We start from the raw sequence: 24,721 nt of genomic DNA on the forward strand, positions 1-24,721 counted from the left end.
AAATGAATACCTCCAGGTTTAAAGTTTACGGCATTTGTATCGTATTGGCTGGCTTCCTGTTCGCCGCATTTACGCTGCAGCCAAGGCATGTTACCTTTTATATGATCGGCGACTCGACCATGTCTATAAAAGAGAAACGCGCTTATCCGGAAACAGGCTGGGGCATGCCATTCGCTAACTTCTTCGATTCGACTGTTACCATTGATAACCGCGCAAAAAATGGCCGGAGCACCAAGACTTTCGTTTCGGAAGGTTTATGGCAGCCGGTTGCTGATAATATTAAAGAAGGCGATTATCTGTTTATCCAATTCGGGCATAATGATGAAGTAAAAACCAAAGCCAGTTATACCCCCGAAGACGATTTTAAGAAATATCTGGTACAGTTTGTTACGCTTGCCCGCAGCAAAAAGGCAATTCCGATACTGATTACGCCCGTGGCGCGCAGAAAGTTTGATGAAAACGGCAAGGTGGTACCCATGCATCCTGTTTATACCCCGCTGGTAAAACAAGTGGCGCGGGAAAATAATGTATTGATGATAGATCTTGATCAAAAAAGCCAGGACTTGTTGCAGGAGTTAGGGCCGGATAGATCCCAGCTTTTATATAACTATTTGGTTCCCGGCGAGCATCCTAACTATCCTGAGGGTAAGCAAGACAATACCCATTTCAGCGAACTCGGCGCACGCCGAATAGCAGAGTTGGTATTGGCAGACGTACGAACACTGTTACCAGATCTGGCAGAACATATCGTAAAACCCAAATCTGCTGCTAAATGAGGCATCTGATATTAATTCTAACAGGATTGCTGTTAGTTTTAAGTGGCTACAGTCAGCAAAGGAAACTCGTTGTTGCTGCTGACGGAAGCGGCGATTATAAAACCGTGCAGCAGGCTATAAATGCGGTGCCCGACAGCAGCCAACAGCTAACTGTTATTTACATTAAAAAGGGCGTATATAAAGAGAAGGTAATTCTTCCGGCCACAAAACTCAATGTGAAGATGATCGGCCAAGATAAAAACGCCACCATTCTTACCTACGATGATTATCACGCCCGAAAAGACAGCACAGGTAAAGAAATTGGCACAAGTGGTTCAGCAAGCGTTTACATTTATGGGGCGGGCTTTAGTGCCGAGAATTTAACCATTCAAAATACTGCCGGGATAGATGCAGGGCAGGCTGTTGCTCTTTGGGTTGCGGGCGACAAAGCGGTGTTCAAAAACTGCTGTTTCCTGGGCTTTCAGGATACATTATACACTTTCGGTCCCGGTAGCAGGCAGGTTTATATTGGCTGTTACATAGAGGGCACGGTCGATTTTATATTTGGCGCCGCTACGGCCTGGTTTCAAGACTGTGATATTTTCTGCAAAAAGAAAGGCTATGTTACGGCAGCTTCTACGCCGGATAGTGTAAAGTATGGATATGTGTTTAAAAATTGCCGCATCGCTGGCAATGCACCAGATCAAAGCTTTTACCTCGGGCGGCCATGGCGGCCGTTCGCTAAAGTGGCTTATATTAACTGCGAACTGGGGCGGCAAATAATTGCCACAGGCTGGGATCACTGGGGTAAAGAAAGCAATAAAACAACGGCTTATTATGCCGAGTATAAAAATACCGGTCCCGGTTTCAAACCGGCTGAACGGGTAACATGGTCGCATCAATTAACGGATCAGGAAGCAGCGGAATACACCATAATCAAGGTATTGAATGGTTGGAACCCCGACTTAACTTATAAAAAATGAAGAAACAATTACAGCTTCTGTTTCTATTTTGTAGCTTAATTTCCCTTCAGCTCAAAGCGCAAAATAAAGTCACCTACCCTACCGAACTTACCGTGGCGCAAGATGGTAGCGGCAACTATCAAACTATCCAGGAAGCCGTTAATTCAGTTCGCGATCTTTCGCAGAAACAGGTAGTAATCCATATCAGAAAAGGCACTTATCACGAAAAACTGGTAATTCCATCGTGGAAAACCAGGATTTCGCTTGTTGGTGAAGATGCCCAAAATACCATTATCGCCAATGCTGATTTTAGTGGTAAGCTTTACCCGGGTGTCAAAGACGCCTTCGGGAAAGATAAATTCAGCACTTATACATCCTATACGGTTTTGGTGCAGGGGAATGATTTTACGGCAGAAAATCTGACCATTCAGAATACATCTGGCCGGGTTGGTCAGGCCGTGGCTTTACATATAGAGGGCGATCGCTGCATCATTAAAAACTGCCGTTTGTTAGGCAACCAGGATACACTTTATGCAGCTACAGAACGCAGCAGACAGTTTTACCAGGGCTGCTATATTGAGGGAACAACCGATTTTATTTTTGGCGAAGCCACAGCTGTTTTTGATAAATGCATAGTTAAAAGCCTCAGCAACTCGTACGTTTCGGCAGCAGCAACTTCGCCGCGGCAATTGTTTGGCTTTGTATTTTTGCGTTGTAAGTTCATTGCCGATACCTCCGCCAAACGGGTTTACCTCGGCCGCCCCTGGCGCCCTTATGCCAAAACCGTTGTGATCCACTGCGAACTGGGCAACCATATACTGGCTGCAGGTTGGGACCCGTGGAAAGGCGACAGCATGTTCCCTGATAAAGAGCTTACTACCTACTACGCCGAATACGGTAACACCGGTGCCGGTGCCAATACAACCGGCCGGGTGGCATGGGCGAAACAATTATCATCTAAAGAAGCAAAAGGCTATACGATCAACAACATATTAGCAGGTGCCGACAATTGGAACCCTGCTGATAAGCCATAATTTTTGAGCCTAAATGAAGAAAAATTGTGCAAACGTTTCCGGGAACGATTGCATAAATAATTATCTCCAATTAATATTTTAACCGTAAAAAACTATTTAGAATTGTTTGAATAATGCGCTTTACCGAAGCGTAAACCAATTAACAAACCAAATTATCCGAAGAATAATTTTTATGAGGATACTTAATAAAAGAGCTTCCATTTTGGTGGTTTGCAATATGCTGTTTGCAGGCGCATTCGCTCAACCAAAACACACACCAAACAATCCAGCCGCCAAGGCTTTTGCGGGCAAAATTATGCCGCAGGTTAAGCAGGTAGCCTTTAAAAGGGATACGTTTAACATTGCACATTTCGGGGCAAAAGGTAATGGCCAGGCATTAAATACCGTGAGCATTAACAACGCTATAACCGCTTGTAATAAAAATGGCGGTGGCGTGGTAACTATACCCACCGGCATATGGCTTACAGGTCCGGTTGTACTCAAAAGCAATGTTAATCTCCATATCAACAGGGATGCCGTGTTACTTTTCACCAAAGATTTTGACCAGTACCCCTTGGTAGAAGGCAATTGGGAAGGCTTACCATCGGCCCGTAACCAATCACCCATATCGGGTAAAAACCTGGAGAATATTGCCATAACCGGTTCTGGTATTGTTGACGGCAACGGTGATGCCTGGCGAATGGTGAAGAAAGATAAGCTGACAGAATCGCAATGGAAAAACCTGATTGCATCAGGGGGATTGTTAAGCGAAGACAAAAAAACCTGGTACCCTTCTGAAAAAACGTTAAAGGGCTCACAAACCAAACAACCCGGCGTACTTTTAAATGGCAAAACGGTTAAGGATTACGAAGACATTAAAGACTTTTTACGCCCCAACATGGTGGCGCTGACCAGCTGCAAAAAAGTTTTATTGGAGGGCGTTACCTTCCAAAATTCTCCCGCCTGGAACCTGCATCCCCTCCTTTGCGAAGATGTAACCGTGCGCAATGTGCAGGTAAAGAACCCTTGGTACGCGCAAAACGGTGATGGTATTGACCTCGAATCGTGCAAGAATGCCTTAATTGAAAACAGCACTTTTGATGTGGGCGACGACGGTATCTGCATCAAATCGGGCCGCGATGAAGAAGGGCGAAAACGTGGCGTGCCGACCGAAAATGTCATCATTCGTAATTGTATTGTTTATCATGCCCACGGCGGTTTTGTTATCGGCAGCGAAATGTCGGGCGGTGTAAAAAACATGTTTGTATCTAACTGTACGTTCGTAGGCACAGATATTGGCCTCCGTTTTAAAACAACCCGCGGTCGCGGTGGCGTGGTAGAAAAAATCTACATAGCCAATATCAACATGAAAGATATTGTCGGCGAAGCCCTGCTTTTCGATATGTACTATGAGGCTAAAGACCCCGTGCCTCTTGCTGGTGAAAAACGCGAAGCACCCAAAGCCGAAATATTCCCGGTAACTGCTGGTACGCCGGTATTTAAAGATTTTCATATCAGTAATGTTATTTGTACCGGTGCTGCCAAAGCCATCTTTGTGCGTGGATTACCCGAAATGAATATCTCAGATATCTATCTCGATAACATGGTGATCAAAGCAAACAAAGGGATGGAATGTACGGAGGCTATTGGTGTGCATCTAAATAACGTGCAACTGATAACCAATAACACCAGCCCTGTAATCAGCATTAACAATAGCAGCGCCATCACTTTCGATGGCTTAAAATACCCGGACGGAATCGATCTGTTGTTTTCAATCAACGGCGATAAAACAAAGAATATCAGGGTAAATAACACATCTCTTACATCAGCCAAAAACAAAGCTGAATTTGCAAATGGTGCTTCGGAGCAATCACTAACTATTAACTAAGCTATGAGAAAATTACGCTGCATTTTATTGTTACTCAGCATTTGGGCAAATAGCTCGTGGGCGCAAAATAAGCCGCTTTCGCAACGCATGGCCGCAACTGCTATGACTTTATGGAAAGACACTCTTCCATCGGGAAAGTGGACCTATGACCATGGCGTGGTGTTAAAAGGCATTGAAGGCGTTTGGATGCAAACCGGCGACGGTAGCTATTTTAAATACATACAGCATTGCATGGACGAGTTTGTTACAGCTGATGGCGGTATCAAAACCTATAAAGCCGAAGACTATAACCTGGATAATATATTGTGTGGCCGCAACCTGCTTACCCTGTACAAAGTATTGGGAACCGAGAAATACTATAAAGCGGCTACCCTGTTACGCCAGCAACTAAAAAATCAGCCACGCGTAACAGAGGGCGGCTTTTGGCATAAAAAACGCTACCCTGACCAAATGTGGTTGGACGGCTTGTATATGGCCGAGCCTTTTTACGCCGAGTATGCCGCAACGTTTCATGACGATGCTGCTTTTGATGATATAGCCAATCAATTTATCTTACTTGAGCAGCACGCCCGCGACCCTAAAACAGGCTTGCTGTATCACGCCTGGGACCAAAGCCATAAAGAGCAATGGGCCGCCCCTAAGACAGGGTTATCTAAGAACTTTTGGGGCCGTGCCGATGGCTGGTACGCAATGGCATTGGTAGATGTGCTCGACTATTTTCCAGAGCAGCATCCTAAACGCGCGGAGTTGATTGCCATATTAAATCGCTTGGCTTTAGCTCTTAAAAACTATCAAGACCCTAAATCGGGCTTATGGTACCAGATATTGGATAAAGCATCGGCAAAGGGTAACTATCCGGAAGCATCAGCATCCAGCATGTTTGTTTATGCCATGGCAAAAGGTGCACGTAAAGGTTATTTACCTGTGTCGTATTTAAGCGTGGCTCAAAAAGGGTATAAAGGTATCGTTAGTAAATTTATTGAGACGGATGCCACCGGCCAAACCAATTTAAACGGCACCGTAAGCGTTGGCGGACTGGGTGGTAAACCTTACCGCGATGGTAGCTACGAATATTACCTAAGTGAAAAAGTGGTAACCAACGACCCTAAAGGTGTAGGTGCATTTATACTGGCAAGTGTGGAGATAGAACGGCTAGCGCACATCAACGAAGGAAAAGGAAAAACAGCCTTGCTGGACAGCTATTTTAACAACGAACATAAAAAAGACATAACCGGCACAGCTATGCCGTTTCATTACAAATGGGACGAATTGCCAAACAGTGGTTTTTCTTTTATGGCACATCTGTTCCATAATTATGGCGTAAGCACACAAACGCTTAACGATGCCCCGACCTCGGCTAATCTTAAGAAAGCTAACATTTACATCATTGTAGATCCTGATATACCGAAAGAAAACCCTGATGCTAAGTTTATTGAAGCACCGCACATTAAGGCAATTAGCGATTGGGTAAAAGCTGGCGGCACATTGGTGGTGTTAAACAACGATACCGGAAATGCGGAATTTAAACACTTGAATATGCTGATGGCCAAATTTGGCATGCAGTTTAATGAAGGCAGCCGAAACCACGTTACCGGAACACAATTTGAACAGGGAGCCCTGTCGATTCCTGCAGGCAACCCCATATTTAAGAACACACAAAAGGTTTACATTAAAGAGCTTAGCACCCTAAAACTTACATCGCCGGCAAAATCAATTTTAACAGACAAAGGGGATGTAATTATAGCTACCGCTAAATATGACAAAGGAACTGTGTTTGCCGTTGGCGATCCCTGGTTTTATAATGAGTATGTAGACGGACGAAAACTCCCAGCCGATTATCAGAACTACCAGGCGGCAGATGATTTTGTAAAATGGCTGATAAGCACAACCCCAACTGCAAAAAAGCACTGAAACATTATTGAAACTTATGATCTTAACCCGATTTAATCTTAAAAAAATTGATGTCCCTAATCTGGTGGTGCCCGATGAAGAAGTGTTTGATCTGCCCGAAAAGGTTTTACAATTTGGCACAGGTGTACTTTTAAGAGGCTTACCGGATTATTTTATCGACAAGGCTAACCGCGAAGGAATTTTTAACGGACGCATTGCTGTTGTGAAATCAACAGACGCAGGTTCTACTTCTGATTTCGACAGGCAGGATGGTTTATACACTTTATACATTAAAGGAATTGAGAATGGGAAGGAGATTGATGAGCAAATCGTCAACTCATCTATAAGCCGGGTGCTTAGTGCCACAAAAGATTGGGAGAGCATTTTAAAGGCTGCCCATAACCCGCACCTGCAGGTTATTATCTCCAACACTACCGAAGTAGGCATTCAACTGGTGCAGGATGATATCACACGCCACCCTCCGGTATCATTCCCGGGTAAGTTATTGGCATTGTTGTATGAGCGCTATAAAGCTTTTGGCGCCAGCCCTAAAAGCGGACTGGTGATTATCCCAACCGAACTAATTGTGGATAACGGTAAAAAGTTAGAATCAATAGTATTAGAGCTGGCGCACCTCAACAATCTCGAACCTGCGTTTATGGACTGGCTGGAAAGCTGCAATAGCTTCTGCAATTCGCTGGTAGATCGCATCGTGCCGGGTAAACCCCTGGTTAATCAAATTGCAGATTTCGATCAGCAATCTGGTTATGAAGATAGCCTGCGCACGGTAACAGAGCCTTATTGTTTATGGGCTATTGAAGGTAACGAAAAGGTAAAATCAATCCTCTCCTTCAGCGAAGTCCACAGCGGCGTTATTGTTACGCCCAATATCGAGATCTACCGCGAGCTGAAGTTGCGCCTGCTTAATGGTACGCATACCCTGTCATGTGCTTTGGCTTTCCTGTCGGGATTTACGACAGTTAAGGAGGCTATGAGTAACAAGACATTTTCAACATGGCTTAGGCAGTTGATGATAAGCGAAATAGCCCCAGCCATTCCGCATAACATTAAAGATGAACTTAAAACCGGTTTTATCAATAGTGTGATCGACCGGTTTAAGAACCCTAATATCGAACATCAATGGATCAGTATTTCGGCTCAATATTCCTCGAAGATAAAAATGCGGGTGCTGCCTTTATTGCTTAACCACTATGAAAAGCATGATACCGTGCCGGAACATTTTGCAACAGGATTTGCGGCATTCATCAGGTTTATGAAAACAACTTCGCCAGACAAAGATGTCTTTGTTGGTAATATTAACGGAAATGACTACACCATTACCGATAGTAATGCAGCTATATTTCAAAAAGCATGGAGCAATACCAGTTTAAAAGTAGTAGTAAACAAGATTTTGAAAGACATAACACTTTGGGGAACAGACCTCACCCGCTTAAAAGGCTTTAAAGAGGCCATAGTGCAGAAATTGGAAGCGATACAAGAGGCAGGTGCTTTACAAGTATTAGAAGAAGAGATTAAAGGATAATGTGATGAGACAATGGATTTTAAAGGTACACCCGGCAGATAATGTGCTGGTTGCATTAACAGACCTTAAACCAGGTGAAGAAGTAACTTACGAAGGTACCACATACAAGCCTTCTGAATTTATACCGGCTAAACATAAGTTTGCCATTGATACGCTTGCCACTGGCGCCGATATTATCATGTATGGCGTTTTGGTAGGCAAAGCCCAGCACCAAATTGCTGCAGGCGGCTTGCTAACCACAGGTAATGTAAAGCATGCAGCCAATAGCTTTATGTCCGAGGGGCATCAATACAGCTGGAAGCAACCCGACAGCAGCAAATTTGCCGATAGAACATTCAACGGCTTTCACCGAGCGGACGGCAGCGTTGGAACGGCCAATTACTGGTTGATTATTCCGATGGTATTTTGTGAGAACCGAAACGTAGAAGTGCTACAGGAAGCCCTGGTAAAACCTTTGGGATACGGTCGTAAAAAAAGCTACGAACTAAAGGCCCAGAACCTGATCAATAAAATTAAAGCAGGTGGCAGCATTGATGAAGTGTTATTCACCGAAATTGAGCCAGAGAACACTGTTGCAGGTAATGCAAGGCTTTTCCCAAACGTGGATGGCATTAAATTTTTAAATCATAGCGGTGGCTGCGGCGGTATACGGCAAGATTCTGTTACGCTTTGCGGGTTGTTAGCTGGTTACATCACCCACCCTAACGTGGCGGGTGCCACTGTTTTAAGTTTGGGTTGCCAAAATGCGCAAGTCAGCATTCTAGAGGAAGAAATAAAAAAACGTGACCCTGATTTTAAAAAGCCTCTGTACATTCTCGATCAGCAGAAGACGGGCACAGAGGCCGACCTGCTAGATACTGCGATCAGGCAGACACTTGCCGGCTTAATGCAGGCCAACCAAAATACACGCAAACCCGCACCACTAAACAAATTAACCATCGGTTTAGAATGTGGTGGCTCTGATGGGTTTTCGGGTATATCGGCTAATCCAGCCATTGGGTATACCTCAGATTTGTTGGTGAGTTTGGGTGGCTCGGTGATATTGTCAGAGTTCCCGGAACTTTGTGGTGTAGAGCAGAATATTATTGACCGTTGTATCGACTCCGAAGATGCAAAACGTTTTACGAGCTTAATACGCACCTATAGCCAGCGAGCAGAGGAAGCCGGCTCCGGCTTCGATATGAACCCCTCGCCGGGAAACATTAAGGATGGTTTAATAACTGATGCCATTAAATCGGCTGGCGCCGCAAAGAAAGGCGGAACTTCCCCTGTTGTGGATGTATTGGATTATCCCGAAAAGGTAAGCAGGCCAGGACTAAACCTGCTTTGTACACCGGGTAACGATGTAGAATCAACCACAGCAGAAGTTGGTTCCGGGGCAAACATCGTGCTTTTCACTACTGGTTTGGGAACACCCACCGGCAATCCCATTGCCCCTGTTATTAAAATAGCCAGCAATACCAAGCTTTATAACCGCATGAACGATATTATCGACATTAACACCGGCAGCATTATTGAAGGCGACGAAACCATTGAACAAGCCGGCGAGCGCATACTTGATTATGTAATTAAGGTAGCCAGCGGTGAGATAGAAATAAGCGCCGTTAAACACGGCCAAGACGACTTTATTCCATGGAAACGCGGGGTTTCCTTATAAATGGGGTAAAAAACAAAGTTTAGGCCGTACGGCCTAAACTTTAAAATTAAAATAGGATTGAGCGTTATAGTAACAAATGTCTTTGATTATTTTGCCGGTCCATTCAATGTCGTTCGGCAACTCGCCATTTTCGATATCTTCTCCCAGCATATTGCATAGTATCCTTCTGAAATATTCGTGACGCGGGTAAGATAGAAAGCTTCTCGAGTCGGTAAGCATACCTACCAGACGGCTCAATAAACCCATTGACGATAGCGCATTTAATTGCCTGATCATACCATCCTTTTGATCCAAAAACCACCAGGCCGACCCGAATTGTATTTTACCGGCTACAGATCCGTCGTTGTAATTACCAACCATAGTAGCCATCAACTCATTATCTGCAGGGTTCAGATTATAGAGTATAGTTTTAGCTAGTTGATCCGTACTGTCGAGCTTGTTCATAAACTTAGCAATTGATTGCGCCTGTTTAAAGTCTCCTATCGAATCCCAACCAGTATCTGGTCCCGATAGTCTATATGCCCGCGAATTGTTGTTTCTGAGTGCTCCCAAATGGTATTGTTGTACCCACTGCTTATCATGGTCCCAAATGGCAAATTCATAAAGCAAAGCCGATTTAAATTTCAGCACCTCATCATGCTGCAAACTTTTACCTGCACGTATTTTATCGAAGATACTGCTCACCTCCTGCTCCGTATAGTCTTCCGCATAAATTTGCTCCAAGCCGTGGTCTGATACGCAACATCCATGCTGGGCGAAGTAATCATGCCTTGCTTCCAAAGCAATCAGATAGTCTTTGTAAGTCGAAATTTGGATACCTGTTACTTCCTCAACTTTATTAATATAAAGGTTCAATGAAGATACATCTTCGGCCGCCATCGCCTTATCTGGTCTAAACGCCGGATATACTTTCACATCCCAACCACTGTTTCTTATAGCTTTATGGTACTTAAGATCGTCGATCGGGTCATCAGTGGTGCAGATCACCTTCACGTTCATTTTAGAGATCATATTTTGCACCGTATATTCAGGCGACTGCAACTTTGCATTGCACTGCTCATATATGCTTTGTGCAGTTTGAGGCGATAGTATTTCGTTAATGTCGAAGTAGCGTTGCAGTTCGAGATGCGTCCAGTGATATAGCGGGTTTCGTAAGGTATAGGGCACAGTGTCCGCCCAGCTTTTAAATTTCTCCCAATCAGATCGGTCACCTGTAATATAGTCTTCAGATACGCCGTTAGTGCGCATTGCACGCCATTTATAATGGTCGCCGCGAAGCCACACGTCCGTGAGATTACCGAAATTAACATTATTTGCAATCGTCATCGGATCCAGATGACAATGGTAATCTATTATTGGCATTGCCGCCGCATAATCGTGGTATAACAGTTCTGCAGTTTTGTTCTGCAGCAGGAAATTTTGATCTAAAAAGCTTTTCATAATATACTTAAACAGGGAGACAAAACGTCATATTTCGGCCCCACCTGTTGTAAAAGTAACGCGGCAATAACGGTTTACCAAAAGATGTAAGCCAATAATCTACGCAATCGTTTCCGGCAAAAGGGGGTATAACTGCAAGTTGTAAAATTGAACTGCAAGGTAGCATTGACAACAAAAAAGGGCAGCTAATCAGCTACCCCTTCCCACTTTTATATTCAACTAAATCAAACCCTAGATCTTTTGCACACCTATACCCGGTTGCTGGCTTAGCGTAACTTTACCATCAACAACCTGCATGCCTTTGTATACATCGTTGCTAATCAGCAAGGCGCCGTCCAAATCGGCCCAGTCAGCCATTGGTGCTAGCTGAGCGGCCGCAGAAACTGCGCACGAAGTTTCGGTCATGCAACCTATCATCACCTTCATTTTTAAGGCTTTGGCAAGCGTCAACATTTTATGCGCCTCACGCATACCTGTTGATTTCATCAACTTAATGTTAATACCGCTGTAAACGTGATGCGCTTTTAAAACATCGTCCAAACGCTGAACAGCTTCATCGCCCATGGTAGGCAGCGGACTGTTTTGCGTAAGCCAGGCGTTATCATCTACCCGCTCTTTAGGCATGGGCTGCTCTATAAATACAATGCCTTTTTCCTTTAACCAATGCGCCATGTCAAGCGCCATTTGCTTATCAGTCCAGCCTTGGTTAACATCAACACAAATAGGCTTATCAGTTACCTCGCGAATGGTAGTAATCATCAGTTTATCTGTATCACGACCAAGCTTCACCTTCAATATCTTATACGGATCTGCTTCTTTAACTTTTTGCCTGATAACTTCTGGTGTATCTATGCCAATAGTATAAGATGTATTGGGCGTTTTTGAAGGATCAAAGCCCCATATTTTATACCATGGTTGTTTCATCAGCTTACCTACCAAATCGTGCAGGGCAATATCAACTGATGCTTTGGCTGCCCTGTTATTCAGGTCTATGCTGTCTACATAAGCTAATATGTCTTCCAGCTCAAACGGATCGTTAAAACCAGACAAGTCAACTTTCTTCAAAAAGGCTAACACTGTTTCGTGCGATTCGCCCAAATAAGGTGGCATTGAAGCCTCGCCATAACCAATTACTCCTTCATACTCAATTTCGGTAAGCACAACCGGAGTTGTTGTGCGCGAACTTGTAGAAAGCGTAAATGCGTGTTTCAATTGCAGTGTATAAGGCCTAAAGCGCAGTTTCAATCCTTTTCCAGCGCTTCTACCAATTGCTGCAAAAGCGGGCTGCTGGACAACAGCGGCCAATCCAGCTGCAAGCGCAGTGGTTTTTATAAAATCTCTTCTGTTATTCATTAAAGGGTATTTTCGGTATAAAATGAATGATTACTTACTTTGATAATTTCCGGTTTGCCAATTGAATTGAGCATACGACGCGCTTTCACTAGGCGATCAAGACGGTATTGATCAAAATTTGGCGCATCTTGTTTCAGGCTGTTAATTTTGACCATTCCGGCAGATTGTATAAACTGGCCATCGCCCATATAAATGGCCGTGTGCGTAATTTTGGCAAGTTTACCCTGTTTCATGCCCGACGAAAAGAAAAGCAGATCGCCTGGCTGCAGGTTTTTCAGACATTTATCTATGCTGATGCTATCCGTATTGCCTTCATAAATATCTACCGAATCACCAACAAGTGCTTGTTGAGAAGCATCGCGAGGAATAATAACCCCATTTAAGAAATAGCAGGATTTAGTAAAACCGCTGCAATCTACACCTTTGATGGATGTGCCACCCCACAGGTAAGGAACACCGATAAGCGTTTTGGCCGTAGTTAAAATCTTGTCCGCATCTGGATTTGGAATTGCCAGCCATTTTGTAAAATCAGCCGCTTCGTCTTTTTTAATATAGCCTACGCGCTGATCGGGATAAATAACTTTTAGAAACCCCTTTTCCTTACCGGCCACTTGCAAAATATCGCCCGCAACCAAATCAGATACCGGCAATCCTTTATCCGAAGGCTGATCAAATGCATGGCCATATTGTGCGGTGTAAATTACTTTAGGCGTCTTTTGCCAGGCCTCGAACTCAGTTTTATCCATCAAGGTTAATCCACCGCCATCAACCCACGAAATATAATTATCCGGGCTACGCACTAAATAGTAACCGCTTTGCTTTTTTAATACCATTACCGGTGTACCCAACAATATCTGGGTTACCATTTCGGCTGCATTACCAGGCATAACACGGTTATTACAAACTGACAGGTTAGCAATGGCGTAAAGCTTCCCGTTTAAGGCTTTGGCAGGTAATGTATCTGCAGTAACAACCGCACTTATGGAGGCTTGCATTAAAGCCGCTTTAACATCAGCAACTAAAGCAGGTTTAGTTGTCTCTATAGCAACAGTTAGCGGAGACGCACCACTTATTTGTACGTTGGCAACTTCAGTACGTTTATCGGGGGCATATTTAACTTTAACCTCATTAAAAACGCGAAGCGCATTTTTAATATCAACGCTATCTGTCTGAAAAGCAAATGTATCAAGCGAACTGCTAAGCAAGCCTGCTAATAATGCTCCTTTTAAGTATCTGTTCATAGTTGGGCTTCGTATATAATATTGTAGCGGGTAAAGTGTGCTTATGAATTTACAAAAATTAATCCTGCACCTTTATTCTTAAAACAACTGCTGTTTTTTATATAGCAATTGCTTTATCATTTTGTTATTAAATTCAATAGCGCTATTTTGCATTATCAAATTTAAAAAACGCAACAACATGCACAAATATATATTTTAATCTAAATTTCAACGCATGTTTTATAACTGTTACAGGCATTTTACAAATAAATAGCGCATATTCATTTTTTACATAAATTTATACCTTTTACGATCCTGATGCTTAAAGAAGAAAGACAACAATACATTATAAGTCAAATCAATATCCATAACAAAGTACTATCTACAGACCTTAGCGTACAGCTTAATGTTTCTGAAGATACGATACGACGAGACCTCAATGAACTTTCGGAATCGGGAAAAATTGTAAAGGTTTATGGCGGCGCGCTTTCTAAATCATTCCATTACCCGTTTTCGGGCAGAGATGTTTATAATAAGGATGGTAAAAAAGAAATAGCCCGCAAAGCAACCGGGCTAATTGAAGACGGCATGGTGCTTTTAGTAGGTGGAGGCACTACCATGATAGAGCTTGCCCGCTTGTTCCCCGAAAATTTGCATTGCACTATATTTACCATTAGTCCTCTGGTTGGGTTAGAATTGGTAGAGCATCCCAATATCAACGTTAACTTATTGGCTGGTCAGCTAGCTTCAAACTCACATGTAGTTACTGGCTCGCAGGTAATAAGCCAACTATCGGAGATCAGGGCTGACCTATGTTTTATGGGGACTAATGGCCTGTCCCTCACCCATGGCATTACCGACTCTGATTGGGAAGTAGTACAGGTAAAGAAAGCGATGATCAAATCGGCTAATAAAACAGCCATTTTAAGCATCGACGAAAAGCTTGATTCTGTTCAGAAAATGCAGATCTGCAATTTAAATGCTATTGATTACCTGATAACCGATGCCGCGCCAGATAGCGAAACCCTGAAAAGATATGTTAAAACAGTAATAGTGCTTTAATAAAGCACTATTACTGTTTTTTCTTGCTACTTACTTACGGTACCCGTTGGCTTAGATTTCTCTTCGCCAAGCATAGCTTTATAAATTACTTCCTGAATATCGCTGCGCACATTTAATGAACTCAGTTTATTATTGTCGCCACCATCAGGGTTTACCCTGTTAGACATAAAAATGTATAACAGGTTATATTTCGGATCGGCCCACACCCCTATCCCGGTAAAGCCGGTGTGCCCAAATGTTTGAGGCGATACACTTAGCGACGGGTACGGAGATTTTAGTGTAGCATTATTTTTTTCAGGCTTATCGAAACCTAAACCCCTCCTACTGATATCGCTATGATAAGCGGTGAAGTAATCGATAGTTTCTTTCTTTAAGAGTCTAACGCCATTCAGCTCACCACCATTTAATAGCAATTGATACAACTGCGCCAAATCATAAGCATTGCTATACAAACCGGCATGGCCCGCAACTCCGCCAAACATCGCCGCGCCCGGATCGTGCACGTCGCCCCTCATTTGTTGCAGACGGAAAAATTTCTCATTCTCGGTGGGCGCAATTGTATTAATTGGCTCGTGCTCCAAAGGCTTAAATGTGGTGCTTATCATGCCCAATGGCAGGTAAAAAGTTTTACGCACATAATCGTTTAAAGGCATACCTGTAACTTGCTCCACTATTTTACCCAGCAAAATAAAGTCGTTGTCGCTATACACGTATTTGTTCGGCGCACCAAGTTTGCTGGTTCTGATGCGACTTTTCATGGTATCTATCCAATCATTACGCATGTACATATTGGCTGCAACACGAATAGAATACAATTGATCTGGCTCGGTATGATAGAAGCCTGGTTTCGGCTTGCCCTGGGCGTCAATCGTTTCTTTGTAGAAAGGTATAAACGATACCAACCCAGCCTGATGCAACAGTACATCAAATAATTTCAGATGGGCTTTATCAGATCCTTTTAACCATGGCAGGTAATCGCCCACGGTTTTGTTAATATCTAGTTTACCTTCCTCATAAAGTTTCATTACCGACACATTGGTAGCGCTAATTTTAGTTACCGAAGCCAAATCGTAAACAGATTGCGTGGTTACAGCCTCTTTGCCGTCGTACGACATATGGCCATAAGCCTTATAAAAACCAACCTTACCATTTTTGGCTACAAGCACTACACAACCCGGAGTTGCGCCTTTTTGAATAGCATTGTCAGCAATGGTATCGATTTTTGCAAGTGCATTGCTATCCAGTCCCGCCTCTGCAGCTTTTACTATCGGGAAGTAATAATTAGTCAGGATGCCCGTGCCGTATGGAAGCTTATCTGTAACGGTAACCGGCAGTTTGCCTTTAGCTGTTAGTTTGCCCGCTAATAATTGCGCAGCAACATTGTGCATCAGACTATCGTCTTCATAGCAAGCCACAATATTTTTAGCCTCGCTGATGTTTTTGATGGCATAAGGGTTGCCAAATGCAAGGGTAATAGTATTTTTCTGCTGCTCAATCTGATGCATCAGTTCAACAGCAGCGTTGCTGACGCCAAAATTCCTAGCCGGATATTTAGTGTATTTGTGCATACCGATTACAACGGCGTCGTAATTGGCTTTTAGGTTTTGTAATATCGTTGCTGCTTTTAAGCTATCATCTTTGTATGAGAAATAGTAACAATCGGCATTATATTGCTCGCGTAACAGGTTGGCGAAGTGATTATCCTTTTCTAAGCCCACACCAACATAGGCAATCTTAGCATTACTTTTTAGCGGCAACACCGTCGCTTCGTCCTGGCGGACAAGCGTGATAGCCTTTTCATAAGTCAGTTGCTTTAAACGGCTGACATCGGCATTGAGATCTTGGTGGATGTTTAGCGTATCTATTTGCTTTAAAGTATCTAACCCTAGATTATACTTGGCTAATAAAACCTTCTTTACCTTTTCGTTAATATCATCCCAACTCAATTTATCGTGGCGGATAGCTTTACGAACCTTTTTGATACTGCCCTTTACATCGCCTGGTAAACAAAGCATATCGTTACCTGCAATCAGCGATTGTACCGCAGCCTCGCCTTGTGGGTAAAATTTAGCTACACCTTTCATCTCCAGCGCATCGGTAAAGGTAATACCGCTAAATTTCAGCTGATCGCGCAACAGGCCGGTAACATTATTTTTAGATAACGAAGTTGCCTGATTATGTGTGGTATCAATTGCAGGGATGTACAGGTGAGCCACCATCATACTGCCTACGTTCTCTTTGATCATGGCTTTGAACGGATATAGTTCCAACGAATCCAGTTGATCTAAAGATTTGTTGATAACCGGCAGGTCGAGATGCGAATCTACCGCAACATCACCATGACCAGGGAAGTGCTTGGCGCAAGCCATAATGCCTTCATCCTGCATACCTTTCATAATACGGGTACCGTACAAGGCCACCTTATATTTATCCTCACCGAACGAACGGAAATTTATTACCGGGTTATTAGGGTTATTGTTAATATCTACAACCGGGGCGTAGTTAACTTGTATACCTGCCCTTTTACATTGCAAACCAATGGCTTTGCCAATCTGGTAGGCAATATCAGCATCGCCGGTAGCACCTATAGTAAGCTGATCTGGAAATGGTGTTACATCGCCAAAGCGCATACCTAACCCGGTTTCGCCATCTATGCACACCAACAAAGGCAGCTTTGATTCCGACTGCAGATTATTTAACACCTTGGCCTGATCAATAGAATTACCCTGAAACAGGCAGACAGATCCTACCTTATATTTTTTAATGTATTCCCCTACTTCCTTATCGAAGAACACCACATCTTTTCCGCGTTTTTCTGAAAGGCGCAGCACCATTAACTGGGCTATTTTTTGCCTGCGTGAAAGTTTTTTGTATGACTTTTCGACCCATTGATTTGCAAGAGCCGAATCCCGTTTAATTGTTTGCGCCTTTAGGGTTGTTGAAATGCACAATGCAGATAATAACACCAACCGGAAAGTTGTATTAGACATAAAGGATTTATGAGTTTAGTTATTATTAAACAAACAATCAACAACACGCACAAAAACGCACCGCTGATATCTTATCAATTGCTTAAAGGACGTAATTTTATCTCAGGATCACAAATTGGATTTAGAAAACATGCACAAAAACGCAAAACCAACTTGTAATAATGTGCGCCTCTGCGCCAAAACTGAACGATATTCATTTTAACATTCCATGTAACAATTTGGCTATTACGTTATATATTGTGCATACCAAACAAGTATATGATATTTTGCGTTATGCTATGTGCTGTAAATAATGACAGCCTGGAGATTTTACCGTTGATCAATCTAACTATGACCCACAATTAACATGCCCTCTCAAGTAAGTACTCATATTTCTATTCCCTATTTCTTACAAAGAGGCGGTGAGTTGGGCGAACTCATTCGCAATTATAATTGGGCAGAAACCAAGCTTGGGGCACTTGAAACCTGGCCGCAAATCTTAAAAAATACGTTAAGCATTATATTAAAATCAAAGTTCCCCATGCTGATTTGGTGGGGGCCAGATTTGATTTTATTTTACAACGATGCATTTAAACCCTATCTCGAAAGAAACGGCAAACATCCAATTGCACTCGGTCAGCGCGGGGAAGACGGTTGGCCAGAAGTATGGCCAATAATTAAACCCCTCATAGACCGTGTAATGTCGGGAGGCGAATCTACCTGGAGCGAGGATCAATTGATACCCGTTTACCGCGACAACAAATTGGAAGAGGTTTACTGGACTTTTAGCTACAGCGGATTAACAAACGAAGATGGGCTAATTGAAGGCGTTTTGGTAACATGCGCCGAAACTACCGCGCAGTTACAGGCTTACAAGGAAGTAAATAACGCAAAAAATGAGCTTGAGTTTGCTATAGAATCTGCCGAATTGGGCACCTGGGACCTTGATCCCGTGACTAACAGGTTTGTAGGTAATACCCGTTTAAAAAATTGGTTTGGCATTGCAGCCGACAAGGAGATAGAATTATCGGAAGCTACAGACTTAATTGAAGCGAGCGATCGCCAGCGCGTGCTAAGCGCCATTTCGAAAGCGTTAACGTATGAATCGGGTGGCAGTTATGATATCGAGTATGCTATTATAAATCCCCAAACCTTAATACCGCGCTATGTTAGGGCAAAAGGCAAAGCGCTATTTAACCAAGACAAACAACCCATTAAATTTAGTGGTATTTTACAGGACATTTCTGAAGAACGCAAGGCCGCAAAGGAATTAAAGCGCAACCGCGCTCAACTCGAGCAAACCTATGAACAGGTAAGATTATCTAAAGAAGCCGCCATGTTGGGCACTTTTGATATGGACCTCGAAAGCGGAAATTTAGAATGGGATGCCCGCTGTCGCGTGCTTTTTGGCATAAACCACAATGATAAGGTTACGTACGAAAAAGACTTTGTGTTGGGACTTCACCCCGAAGATCGGGATCGCATTCTGGATGTTATTAATAAATCGTTCATTAAATCTATTAGCAATGGTGATTACGATGTAGAATATCGCACCGTTGGGGCCGAAGATCAAAAGGTGCGATGGATAAGAGCGAAAGGCAAAGTGTATTTTGATGAATATGATAAACCGATACGCTTTATCGGATCGGTTCTGGATATTACCGACCAAAAACTGGATCAGATTCGCCTGATGGAAAGTGCAGAAAAGCAGGCAAGGCTGGCGGCTATTGTAAGCACTTCCGACGACACCATAGTGAGTAAAACGCTGCAAGGCATTATTACAAGCTGGAACATTGCTGCAGAACGGATGTTTGGCTATACAGAAGCCGAAATTATAGGTAAACATATCTCTTTAATTATTCCGCCGTCGAGGTTAAAAGAAGAAGATTTTATTATTAGCCAAATAGCAAGCGGGAATAAAATAGACCATTTCGAAACCATCCGTATTGCAAAAGATGGCCATGAAATTCCCCTTTCCATTTCGGTATCGCCAATTACAGACGAAACGGGCAAAGTTATCGGAGCATCTAAGATTGCGCGCGACATAAGCGCACAGTGGGCAGCCCAGGAAACCGCCCGGCGTTACACTGAACGTTTGGAGATCATGAACCTCATGGTAGAAACAATTTCTGAGGAGCTGGACCTAAACAAGATATTACAGAAAATAACAGACGCAACTACAGAACTTACCGGGGCGCAGTTTGGCGCTTTCTTTTATAATAATATTGATGAGAAGGGCGAATCGTTTCTGCTGTATACGCTTTCGGGGGCACCAAAAGAAATGTTCGAAAAATTCGGTATGCCACGTAATACGGCTGTTTTTCATCCAACATTTTCTGGACAGGGCGTTGTAAGGGTAGACGACATTACCAAAGATTCCCGATACGGCAAAAGCAGCCCACATTTCGGCATGCCTAAAGGCCACCTACCAGTGGTTAGCTATTTGGCGGTTCCGGTTGTATCAAGATCGGGAACAGTTATTGGAGGACTATTTTTTGGACACCCGGAACCTGGAAAATTCACTAAAGAACACGAGAGCCTCGTGGTTTCAATAGCCGCGCAATCGGCGATCGGTATCGACAATGCCAAATTATATGAGCAGGTTAAATTACTTAATGATAAAAAAGACGAATTCATCGGCCTTGCAAGTCACGAATTAAAAACACCGCTTACCAGCATTAACGGCTATTTACAAATTTTAAGCCGCTTAAAAATGGATGATAAGCAACAGCGGTTTGTCGATAAGACATTGCAACAGGTTCAAAAACTGACCACGCTGGTTAATGACCTGCTGGATATTTCTAAGATTGAAGCCGGCCAACTACAACTTAATATCCAGAAATTTGACCTTAAAGAGCTTTTAAATGATGTAATAGAACTTATTCAACATTCTAACGAAAATTATCAGATTACACTCAATACAACTGTAGAAAACTGCATAGTTAATGCTGACAGCCAACGCATTGAACAGGTTCTTTTGAATTTACTTACCAATGCCATTAAATATTCCCCGGGTGCAAACACCATTGAACTATCCTTAACGTGTACAGCCCACGAGGTGCAGGTTGATGTAAAAGATTTTGGATTAGGTATACCCGAAAACAAAATAGGCCAGATATTCTCAAGGTTTTATCGGGTAGAAGATCTCAATCCCACTATATCCGGCTTAGGCATAGGTTTATACCTCGCCTGCGAAATAGTAACCCGCCATAATGGAAGGTTGTGGGTGAACAGTGAAATAGACGTCGGATCAACGTTCCATTTTACATTGCCATTAAATTAAAGAGAAAAGGCCACCGAAAATCGGTGGCCTTTTCTCTTTATGTTCAGGATCCTTTATTTGCTACCAGAGGGATCAATAATCTGAATGCTACCATCAGCATTATGATGCAGCTCAGTAACCTTAATATTTCTCAGGTGCGTTTTTCCCGATAGTTGAGTGTCATGATAAAAAATATACCATTTACCCTTAAATTCAACAATAGAATGGTGGGTTGTCCAACCTTCAACTGGCTTCATAAAGGTGCCTTTGTATACAAATGGCCCCCATGGGTTATTGCCAACTGCGTAGGCCAAGAAATGAGTATCGCCGGTGGAATAAGTAAAGTAATACTTGCCCTTATATTTATGCATCCATGATCCCTCAAAAAATCTTCTGTTATGATCTTTAGTTAATAAGGGCTTATGGACATCATCAACAATAACAACATCTTTTACTTTACCGTCAAACTCCAGCATGTTGCCTTTTAGCTTAACCACCTTGCAGCTTAAGGCCGGCTCATCATCATGCATCAAATCTGTTTTTGACCCGTTGGCCTCGTACTTACCAGTAGCCCAGCGTTGCAACTGGCCACCCCATATACCGCCAAAATACATATACGTGCTGCCATCGGTGTCTGTAAACACGGCAGGATCTATGCTAAAACTGCCGGGTATGGGTTGAGGTTGAGCCTTAAATGGCCCCGCGGGATTTTTAGAGGTAGCCACCCCTATCCTAAACACGTCGTTCTTATCCTTCACCGGAAAGTACAAGTAATAAGTTCCATTTTTATAAGCGGCATCTGGCGCCCACAGTTGCCGGCCCGCCCAGGGAATGTTTTTGATATCGAGACCCACGCCGTGATCTGTAACCGGACCATCGATCTTGTCCATCGAAAGGATGTGATAATCGCGCATGGCAAAATGATCGCCATTGTCGTTTTCGGCGATACCGGCATCAATATCATGCGATGGATAGATGTAGATCTTACCATTAAACACATGGGCAGAAGGATCGGCCGTGTAAATGGATTTGATCAAAGGCTGCGAAAGGTATGTAGCTTTCGACGCTTGTTGTGCATTAGTTAAGCCTGCAGATAGCCCGTACAAAAGCAAAAGCCATACTCGTTTGGTTTCGATAATTGGTTTTATCATTGGTTTATTTTTTATGCATTTGAGATATGCAATCGATTGTAAATATATAAACCTTTTTCACTATTTAACAATGTCTATAAATGAATTTTATTCATCCAATGATCTTTTAATACCCATTTCCAATCCCCGTAATTCGGCCAAACCTTTTAGCCTGCCTATTACCGAATAACCTGGATACGTATTGTAGTTAAAATCATCCAATATCTTATGCCCATGATCGGGACGCATCGGAATAGCAACATTCCCTCTGCCCAACTTTTCTCTTTTTAATTGTTCCTCTATTATAGCCTTCATTACAGCAAATATATCTGTGCTTCCATCTAAATGTTCGGCTTCAAAAAAGCTGCCGCTAGCCTCGCGTTGAACGTTTCTTAAATGCAAAAAGTGGATGTGCTCTCCTAACCTGGATATTATGCCCGGTATGTTGTTATCAGCCCGTGCGCCTAACGAACCCGTGCATAATGTAATGCCATTTGCTACAGAAGGACAAGCATTTACAATAGCCGCCAAGTCTTGTTCTGTCGATGCTACTCTTGGCAAACCCAGTATCGGGAATGGCGGATCATCAGGATGGATGCACATCTTCACACCTAACTTTTCTGCCGACGGAATAATGGCGCGTAGAAAGTAGAAGAGATTTTCCTTTAATGCTTCGCTGTCAGTGTTTTTATACTTATTAAGGTATTCTTTAAATTCAGGGATGGTAAACACCTCATCTGTCCCAGGCAACCCGGCTAATACTGTATTGGTTAATAACTCAATTTCAGTTTTAGTCAGGCTATCGAGATAGCTTTTGGCTTCAGCCTGTTGTTGTTTAGTAAACTCATTGAAGGCTGCTTCCCGTTCTAATATATACAGATCAAATGCAGCTACAGCAATGGCCTCGTAACGTAACGCAGATGCATCACTGGGCAAGCGATAGTCTAGATGCGTACGCGTCCAATCCAACACAGGCATGAAATTGTAACATATGGTATTGATACCTGCCTCTGATAAGTTTTTCAGCGTTTCTATATAATTTTCGATGTATTTATCGCGATCGGGCTTACCCAATTTAATGCTCTCGTGGATATTAACGCTTTCGACAACCGCCCAGTTGAAGCCTGCATTTTCAATCACGTTCTTGCGGATATCGATCTCCTCTTTACTCCAAACTTCCCCGCTTGGGATATGGTGCAAGGCAGAAACTATTCCGGTTGCGCCGGTCTGTTTAATAGCCTGTAAGGTTACGGGATCTGACGGGCCGAACCATCGGAATGTTTGCTCTAAATCGGGTATCATATTTATCAATTAGCTGTTATCGTTGGCTTTTTAGATTTAATAAAATCAAAAATATAAATTTGCGCAATCGATTGTATTATTTTATAAATTAGTACTGAAATTATTTTAGTTTCACGTGATATAATAACACGCTAAGGAATGATATTATGATGTATGAATTACGTGGCAGATTGTTAAACTTTCTAAATTGCTCTTGATTATTCAAAAAGCATTATAAAACCGATTTATGAGCAAGGGCGAAAAAGACGTAACCATATACGATATAGCTGATAAACTTAATATCTCTGCCGCGACCGTTAGCAGGGCGTTAAAAGATCATCCACGGGTTAATAAAAACACCAAAAAGCTCATTGTAAAAACGGCTGAGGAGATGGGCTATCTTTCCAATTCATTTGCCAGCAATCTTCGCAAAAAAAGCAGCAATATCATTGGTTTAATTGTGCCACGGCTGAACAGCAATTTCATGGCCGATGTAATTGCAGGTATCGAAAAGGTGCTTAATAACAACAATTACAACCTTTTCATTAGCCAATCGTTAGAGACGATGACTAAGGAGATAGCTAATGCCAATGCTATGCTTGTAAACCGCGTAGATGGCCTGTTGGTTTCTTTGGCTTATGACACTACTAACATTGATCATTTCGATCCTTTTATAAAAAGACAAGTACCAGTAATATTTTTCGACAGGGTATTTGAAAGCGACTCTTGTCCGCAGATTTATATTGATAATCAAAAAGCTGCTTATGAGGTCACCTCCCATTTAATTAAGCAAGGCTGTAAACGCGTAATGCATATTACAGCCAGCCAGTTACGTAACGTATATGCCGATAGGTTAGCGGGTTATAAAAAAGCTTTAGAAGATAACGCCATTAAATTTGACGAAAGCCTGGTTATCATAAACGATTTGAGCCGCGAAGCCGGCATACAAGCTGCGCAACAAATACTGGATATGCCCAACAAGCCCGATGGCATTTTTGTAGCAAATGACAGCTGTGCGGTTAGCTGTATGCAAACACTAATTAAAGCAGGTATCAATATCCCCCATGATATTGCCGTTGCCGGTTTCAACAATGACCCGATGACTTGCGTTATCGAGCCTAATCTTACAACGGTAAACTACAAAGGCTACGAGATGGGCGAAGTAGCCGCCAAATTGGTGATAGACAGGCTGGTCAATAAAAACGAATTTCATCCTGCACACGGGGTGATATTGCGCTCAGAACTGATTGTGCGCGAATCATCCACACGCATAACATAATTTCTACTAATAAATTA

At 42.8% G+C, this 24,721-nt stretch carries 16 protein-coding genes; 10 read left to right on the forward strand and 6 right to left on the reverse strand.

Going from position 1 to position 24,721, the window contains the following annotated elements; translation table 11 throughout:
- The first annotated feature begins 2 nt into the window (after window positions 1-2).
- The 7 genes from GSY63_RS16650 to GSY63_RS16680 all read left to right on the forward strand — a co-directional run bounded on the left by GSY63_RS16650 (window position 3) and on the right by GSY63_RS16680 (window position 9,708).
- Entirely contained in the window at window positions 3-776 is a 774-nt protein-coding gene (locus GSY63_RS16650; RefSeq protein WP_166586969.1) for a rhamnogalacturonan acetylesterase, read from the forward strand.
- Complete coding sequence (locus tag GSY63_RS16655; protein WP_166586970.1) at window positions 773-1,738, forward strand: pectinesterase family protein; 966 nt, start codon at window positions 773-775, stop codon at window positions 1,736-1,738. The genes GSY63_RS16650 and GSY63_RS16655 overlap by 4 nt, the downstream gene beginning before the upstream one ends.
- Complete coding sequence (locus GSY63_RS16660; protein ID WP_166586971.1) at window positions 1,735-2,751, forward strand: pectinesterase family protein; 1,017 nt, start codon at window positions 1,735-1,737, stop codon at window positions 2,749-2,751. Before GSY63_RS16655 ends, GSY63_RS16660 begins: the two co-directional genes overlap by 4 nt.
- A 172-nt stretch (window positions 2,752-2,923) precedes the next feature.
- Window positions 2,924-4,618, forward strand: a complete 1,695-nt coding sequence (locus GSY63_RS16665) for a glycoside hydrolase family 28 protein (RefSeq protein WP_243749253.1) — start codon at window positions 2,924-2,926, stop codon at window positions 4,616-4,618.
- A gap of 3 nt (window positions 4,619-4,621) precedes the next feature.
- On the forward strand, window positions 4,622-6,529 hold the full coding sequence (locus GSY63_RS16670) for a glycoside hydrolase family 88 protein (protein WP_166586972.1): 1,908 nt from the start codon (window positions 4,622-4,624) through the stop codon (window positions 6,527-6,529).
- Between the two features lie 16 nt (window positions 6,530-6,545).
- Window positions 6,546-8,051 (forward strand): tagaturonate reductase, encoded by a 1,506-nt coding sequence (locus GSY63_RS16675; RefSeq protein WP_166586973.1) that lies wholly within the window; start codon window positions 6,546-6,548, stop codon window positions 8,049-8,051.
- Window positions 8,052-8,055: 4 nt separating this feature from the next.
- A complete protein-coding gene (locus GSY63_RS16680) occupies window positions 8,056-9,708 on the forward strand; it encodes a UxaA family hydrolase (RefSeq protein ID WP_166586974.1) in 1,653 nt (550 codons plus the stop codon).
- A 33-nt stretch (window positions 9,709-9,741) separates the two neighbouring features.
- Here GSY63_RS16680 and uxaC read toward each other — a convergent pair whose 3' ends face one another.
- The 3 genes from uxaC to GSY63_RS16695 all read right to left on the reverse strand — a co-directional run bounded on the left by uxaC (window position 9,742) and on the right by GSY63_RS16695 (window position 13,742).
- Window positions 9,742-11,148: a glucuronate isomerase gene (uxaC, locus tag GSY63_RS16685; protein ID WP_166586975.1), complete on the reverse strand. Its 1,407-nt coding sequence runs from the start codon at window positions 11,146-11,148 to the stop codon at window positions 9,742-9,744.
- Window positions 11,149-11,379: 231 nt separating this feature from the next.
- Window positions 11,380-12,501: a dipeptide epimerase gene (locus tag GSY63_RS16690; RefSeq protein WP_166586976.1), complete on the reverse strand. Its 1,122-nt coding sequence runs from the start codon at window positions 12,499-12,501 to the stop codon at window positions 11,380-11,382.
- On the reverse strand, window positions 12,501-13,742 hold the full coding sequence (locus GSY63_RS16695) for a C40 family peptidase (protein WP_166586977.1): 1,242 nt from the start codon (window positions 13,740-13,742) through the stop codon (window positions 12,501-12,503). The genes GSY63_RS16690 and GSY63_RS16695 overlap by 1 nt, the downstream gene beginning before the upstream one ends.
- A 297-nt stretch (window positions 13,743-14,039) precedes the next feature.
- Here GSY63_RS16695 and GSY63_RS16700 point away from each other — a divergent pair, with 297 nt between their 5' ends.
- Window positions 14,040-14,783: a DeoR/GlpR family DNA-binding transcription regulator gene (locus tag GSY63_RS16700; protein WP_166586978.1), complete on the forward strand. Its 744-nt coding sequence runs from the start codon at window positions 14,040-14,042 to the stop codon at window positions 14,781-14,783.
- Window positions 14,784-14,809: 26 nt separating this feature from the next.
- On the opposite strand, the gene GSY63_RS16705 is transcribed toward GSY63_RS16700, so the two are convergent.
- Complete coding sequence (locus GSY63_RS16705; protein WP_166586979.1) at window positions 14,810-17,773, reverse strand: glycoside hydrolase family 3 N-terminal domain-containing protein; 2,964 nt, start codon at window positions 17,771-17,773, stop codon at window positions 14,810-14,812.
- Between the two features lie 346 nt (window positions 17,774-18,119).
- Here GSY63_RS16705 and GSY63_RS16710 point away from each other — a divergent pair, with 346 nt between their 5' ends.
- Window positions 18,120-21,035, forward strand: coding sequence for a sensor histidine kinase (locus GSY63_RS16710; RefSeq protein WP_166586980.1), 2,916 nt, complete (start codon window positions 18,120-18,122; stop codon window positions 21,033-21,035).
- Window positions 21,036-21,088: 53 nt separating this feature from the next.
- On the opposite strand, the gene GSY63_RS16715 is transcribed toward GSY63_RS16710, so the two are convergent.
- Both GSY63_RS16715 and uxuA read right to left on the reverse strand, forming a co-directional pair.
- Window positions 21,089-22,165: a glycoside hydrolase family 43 protein gene (locus GSY63_RS16715; protein WP_166586981.1), complete on the reverse strand. Its 1,077-nt coding sequence runs from the start codon at window positions 22,163-22,165 to the stop codon at window positions 21,089-21,091.
- Window positions 22,166-22,252: 87 nt separating this feature from the next.
- On the reverse strand, window positions 22,253-23,446 hold the full coding sequence (gene uxuA, locus GSY63_RS16720; RefSeq protein ID WP_166586982.1) for a mannonate dehydratase: 1,194 nt from the start codon (window positions 23,444-23,446) through the stop codon (window positions 22,253-22,255).
- A 226-nt stretch (window positions 23,447-23,672) separates the two neighbouring features.
- Between uxuA and GSY63_RS16725 the strand changes: the two genes are divergently transcribed.
- Window positions 23,673-24,704 (forward strand): LacI family DNA-binding transcriptional regulator, encoded by a 1,032-nt coding sequence (locus GSY63_RS16725; RefSeq protein ID WP_166586983.1) that lies wholly within the window; start codon window positions 23,673-23,675, stop codon window positions 24,702-24,704.
- The last annotated feature ends 17 nt before the right edge of the window (window positions 24,705-24,721 follow it).

The organism is Mucilaginibacter agri (assembly GCF_009928685.1).
Lineage (GTDB): Bacteria > Bacteroidota > Bacteroidia > Sphingobacteriales > Sphingobacteriaceae > Mucilaginibacter > Mucilaginibacter agri.

Excerpts from the sequence above, each read along its gene's own strand:
- GSY63_RS16650 (WP_166586969.1), top strand. The coding sequence starts at position 3 with ATGAATACCTCCAGGTTTAAAGTTTACGGCATTTGTATCGTATTGGCT.
- GSY63_RS16655 (WP_166586970.1), top strand. The coding sequence starts at position 773 with ATGAGGCATCTGATATTAATTCTAACAGGATTGCTGTTAGTTTTAAGT.
- GSY63_RS16660 (WP_166586971.1), top strand. The coding sequence starts at position 1,735 with ATGAAGAAACAATTACAGCTTCTGTTTCTATTTTGTAGCTTAATTTCC.
- GSY63_RS16665 (WP_243749253.1), top strand. The coding sequence starts at position 2,924 with ATGAGGATACTTAATAAAAGAGCTTCCATTTTGGTGGTTTGCAATATG.
- GSY63_RS16670 (WP_166586972.1), top strand. The coding sequence starts at position 4,622 with ATGAGAAAATTACGCTGCATTTTATTGTTACTCAGCATTTGGGCAAAT.
- GSY63_RS16675 (WP_166586973.1), top strand. The coding sequence starts at position 6,546 with ATGATCTTAACCCGATTTAATCTTAAAAAAATTGATGTCCCTAATCTG.
- GSY63_RS16680 (WP_166586974.1), top strand. The coding sequence starts at position 8,056 with ATGAGACAATGGATTTTAAAGGTACACCCGGCAGATAATGTGCTGGTT.
- uxaC (WP_166586975.1), bottom strand. The coding sequence starts at position 11,148 with ATGAAAAGCTTTTTAGATCAAAATTTCCTGCTGCAGAACAAAACTGCA.
- GSY63_RS16690 (WP_166586976.1), bottom strand. The coding sequence starts at position 12,501 with ATGAATAACAGAAGAGATTTTATAAAAACCACTGCGCTTGCAGCTGGA.
- GSY63_RS16695 (WP_166586977.1), bottom strand. The coding sequence starts at position 13,742 with ATGAACAGATACTTAAAAGGAGCATTATTAGCAGGCTTGCTTAGCAGT.
- GSY63_RS16700 (WP_166586978.1), top strand. The coding sequence starts at position 14,040 with ATGCTTAAAGAAGAAAGACAACAATACATTATAAGTCAAATCAATATC.
- GSY63_RS16705 (WP_166586979.1), bottom strand. The coding sequence starts at position 17,773 with ATGTCTAATACAACTTTCCGGTTGGTGTTATTATCTGCATTGTGCATT.
- GSY63_RS16710 (WP_166586980.1), top strand. The coding sequence starts at position 18,120 with ATGCCCTCTCAAGTAAGTACTCATATTTCTATTCCCTATTTCTTACAA.
- GSY63_RS16715 (WP_166586981.1), bottom strand. The coding sequence starts at position 22,165 with ATGATAAAACCAATTATCGAAACCAAACGAGTATGGCTTTTGCTTTTG.
- uxuA (WP_166586982.1), bottom strand. The coding sequence starts at position 23,446 with ATGATACCCGATTTAGAGCAAACATTCCGATGGTTCGGCCCGTCAGAT.
- GSY63_RS16725 (WP_166586983.1), top strand. The coding sequence starts at position 23,673 with ATGAGCAAGGGCGAAAAAGACGTAACCATATACGATATAGCTGATAAA.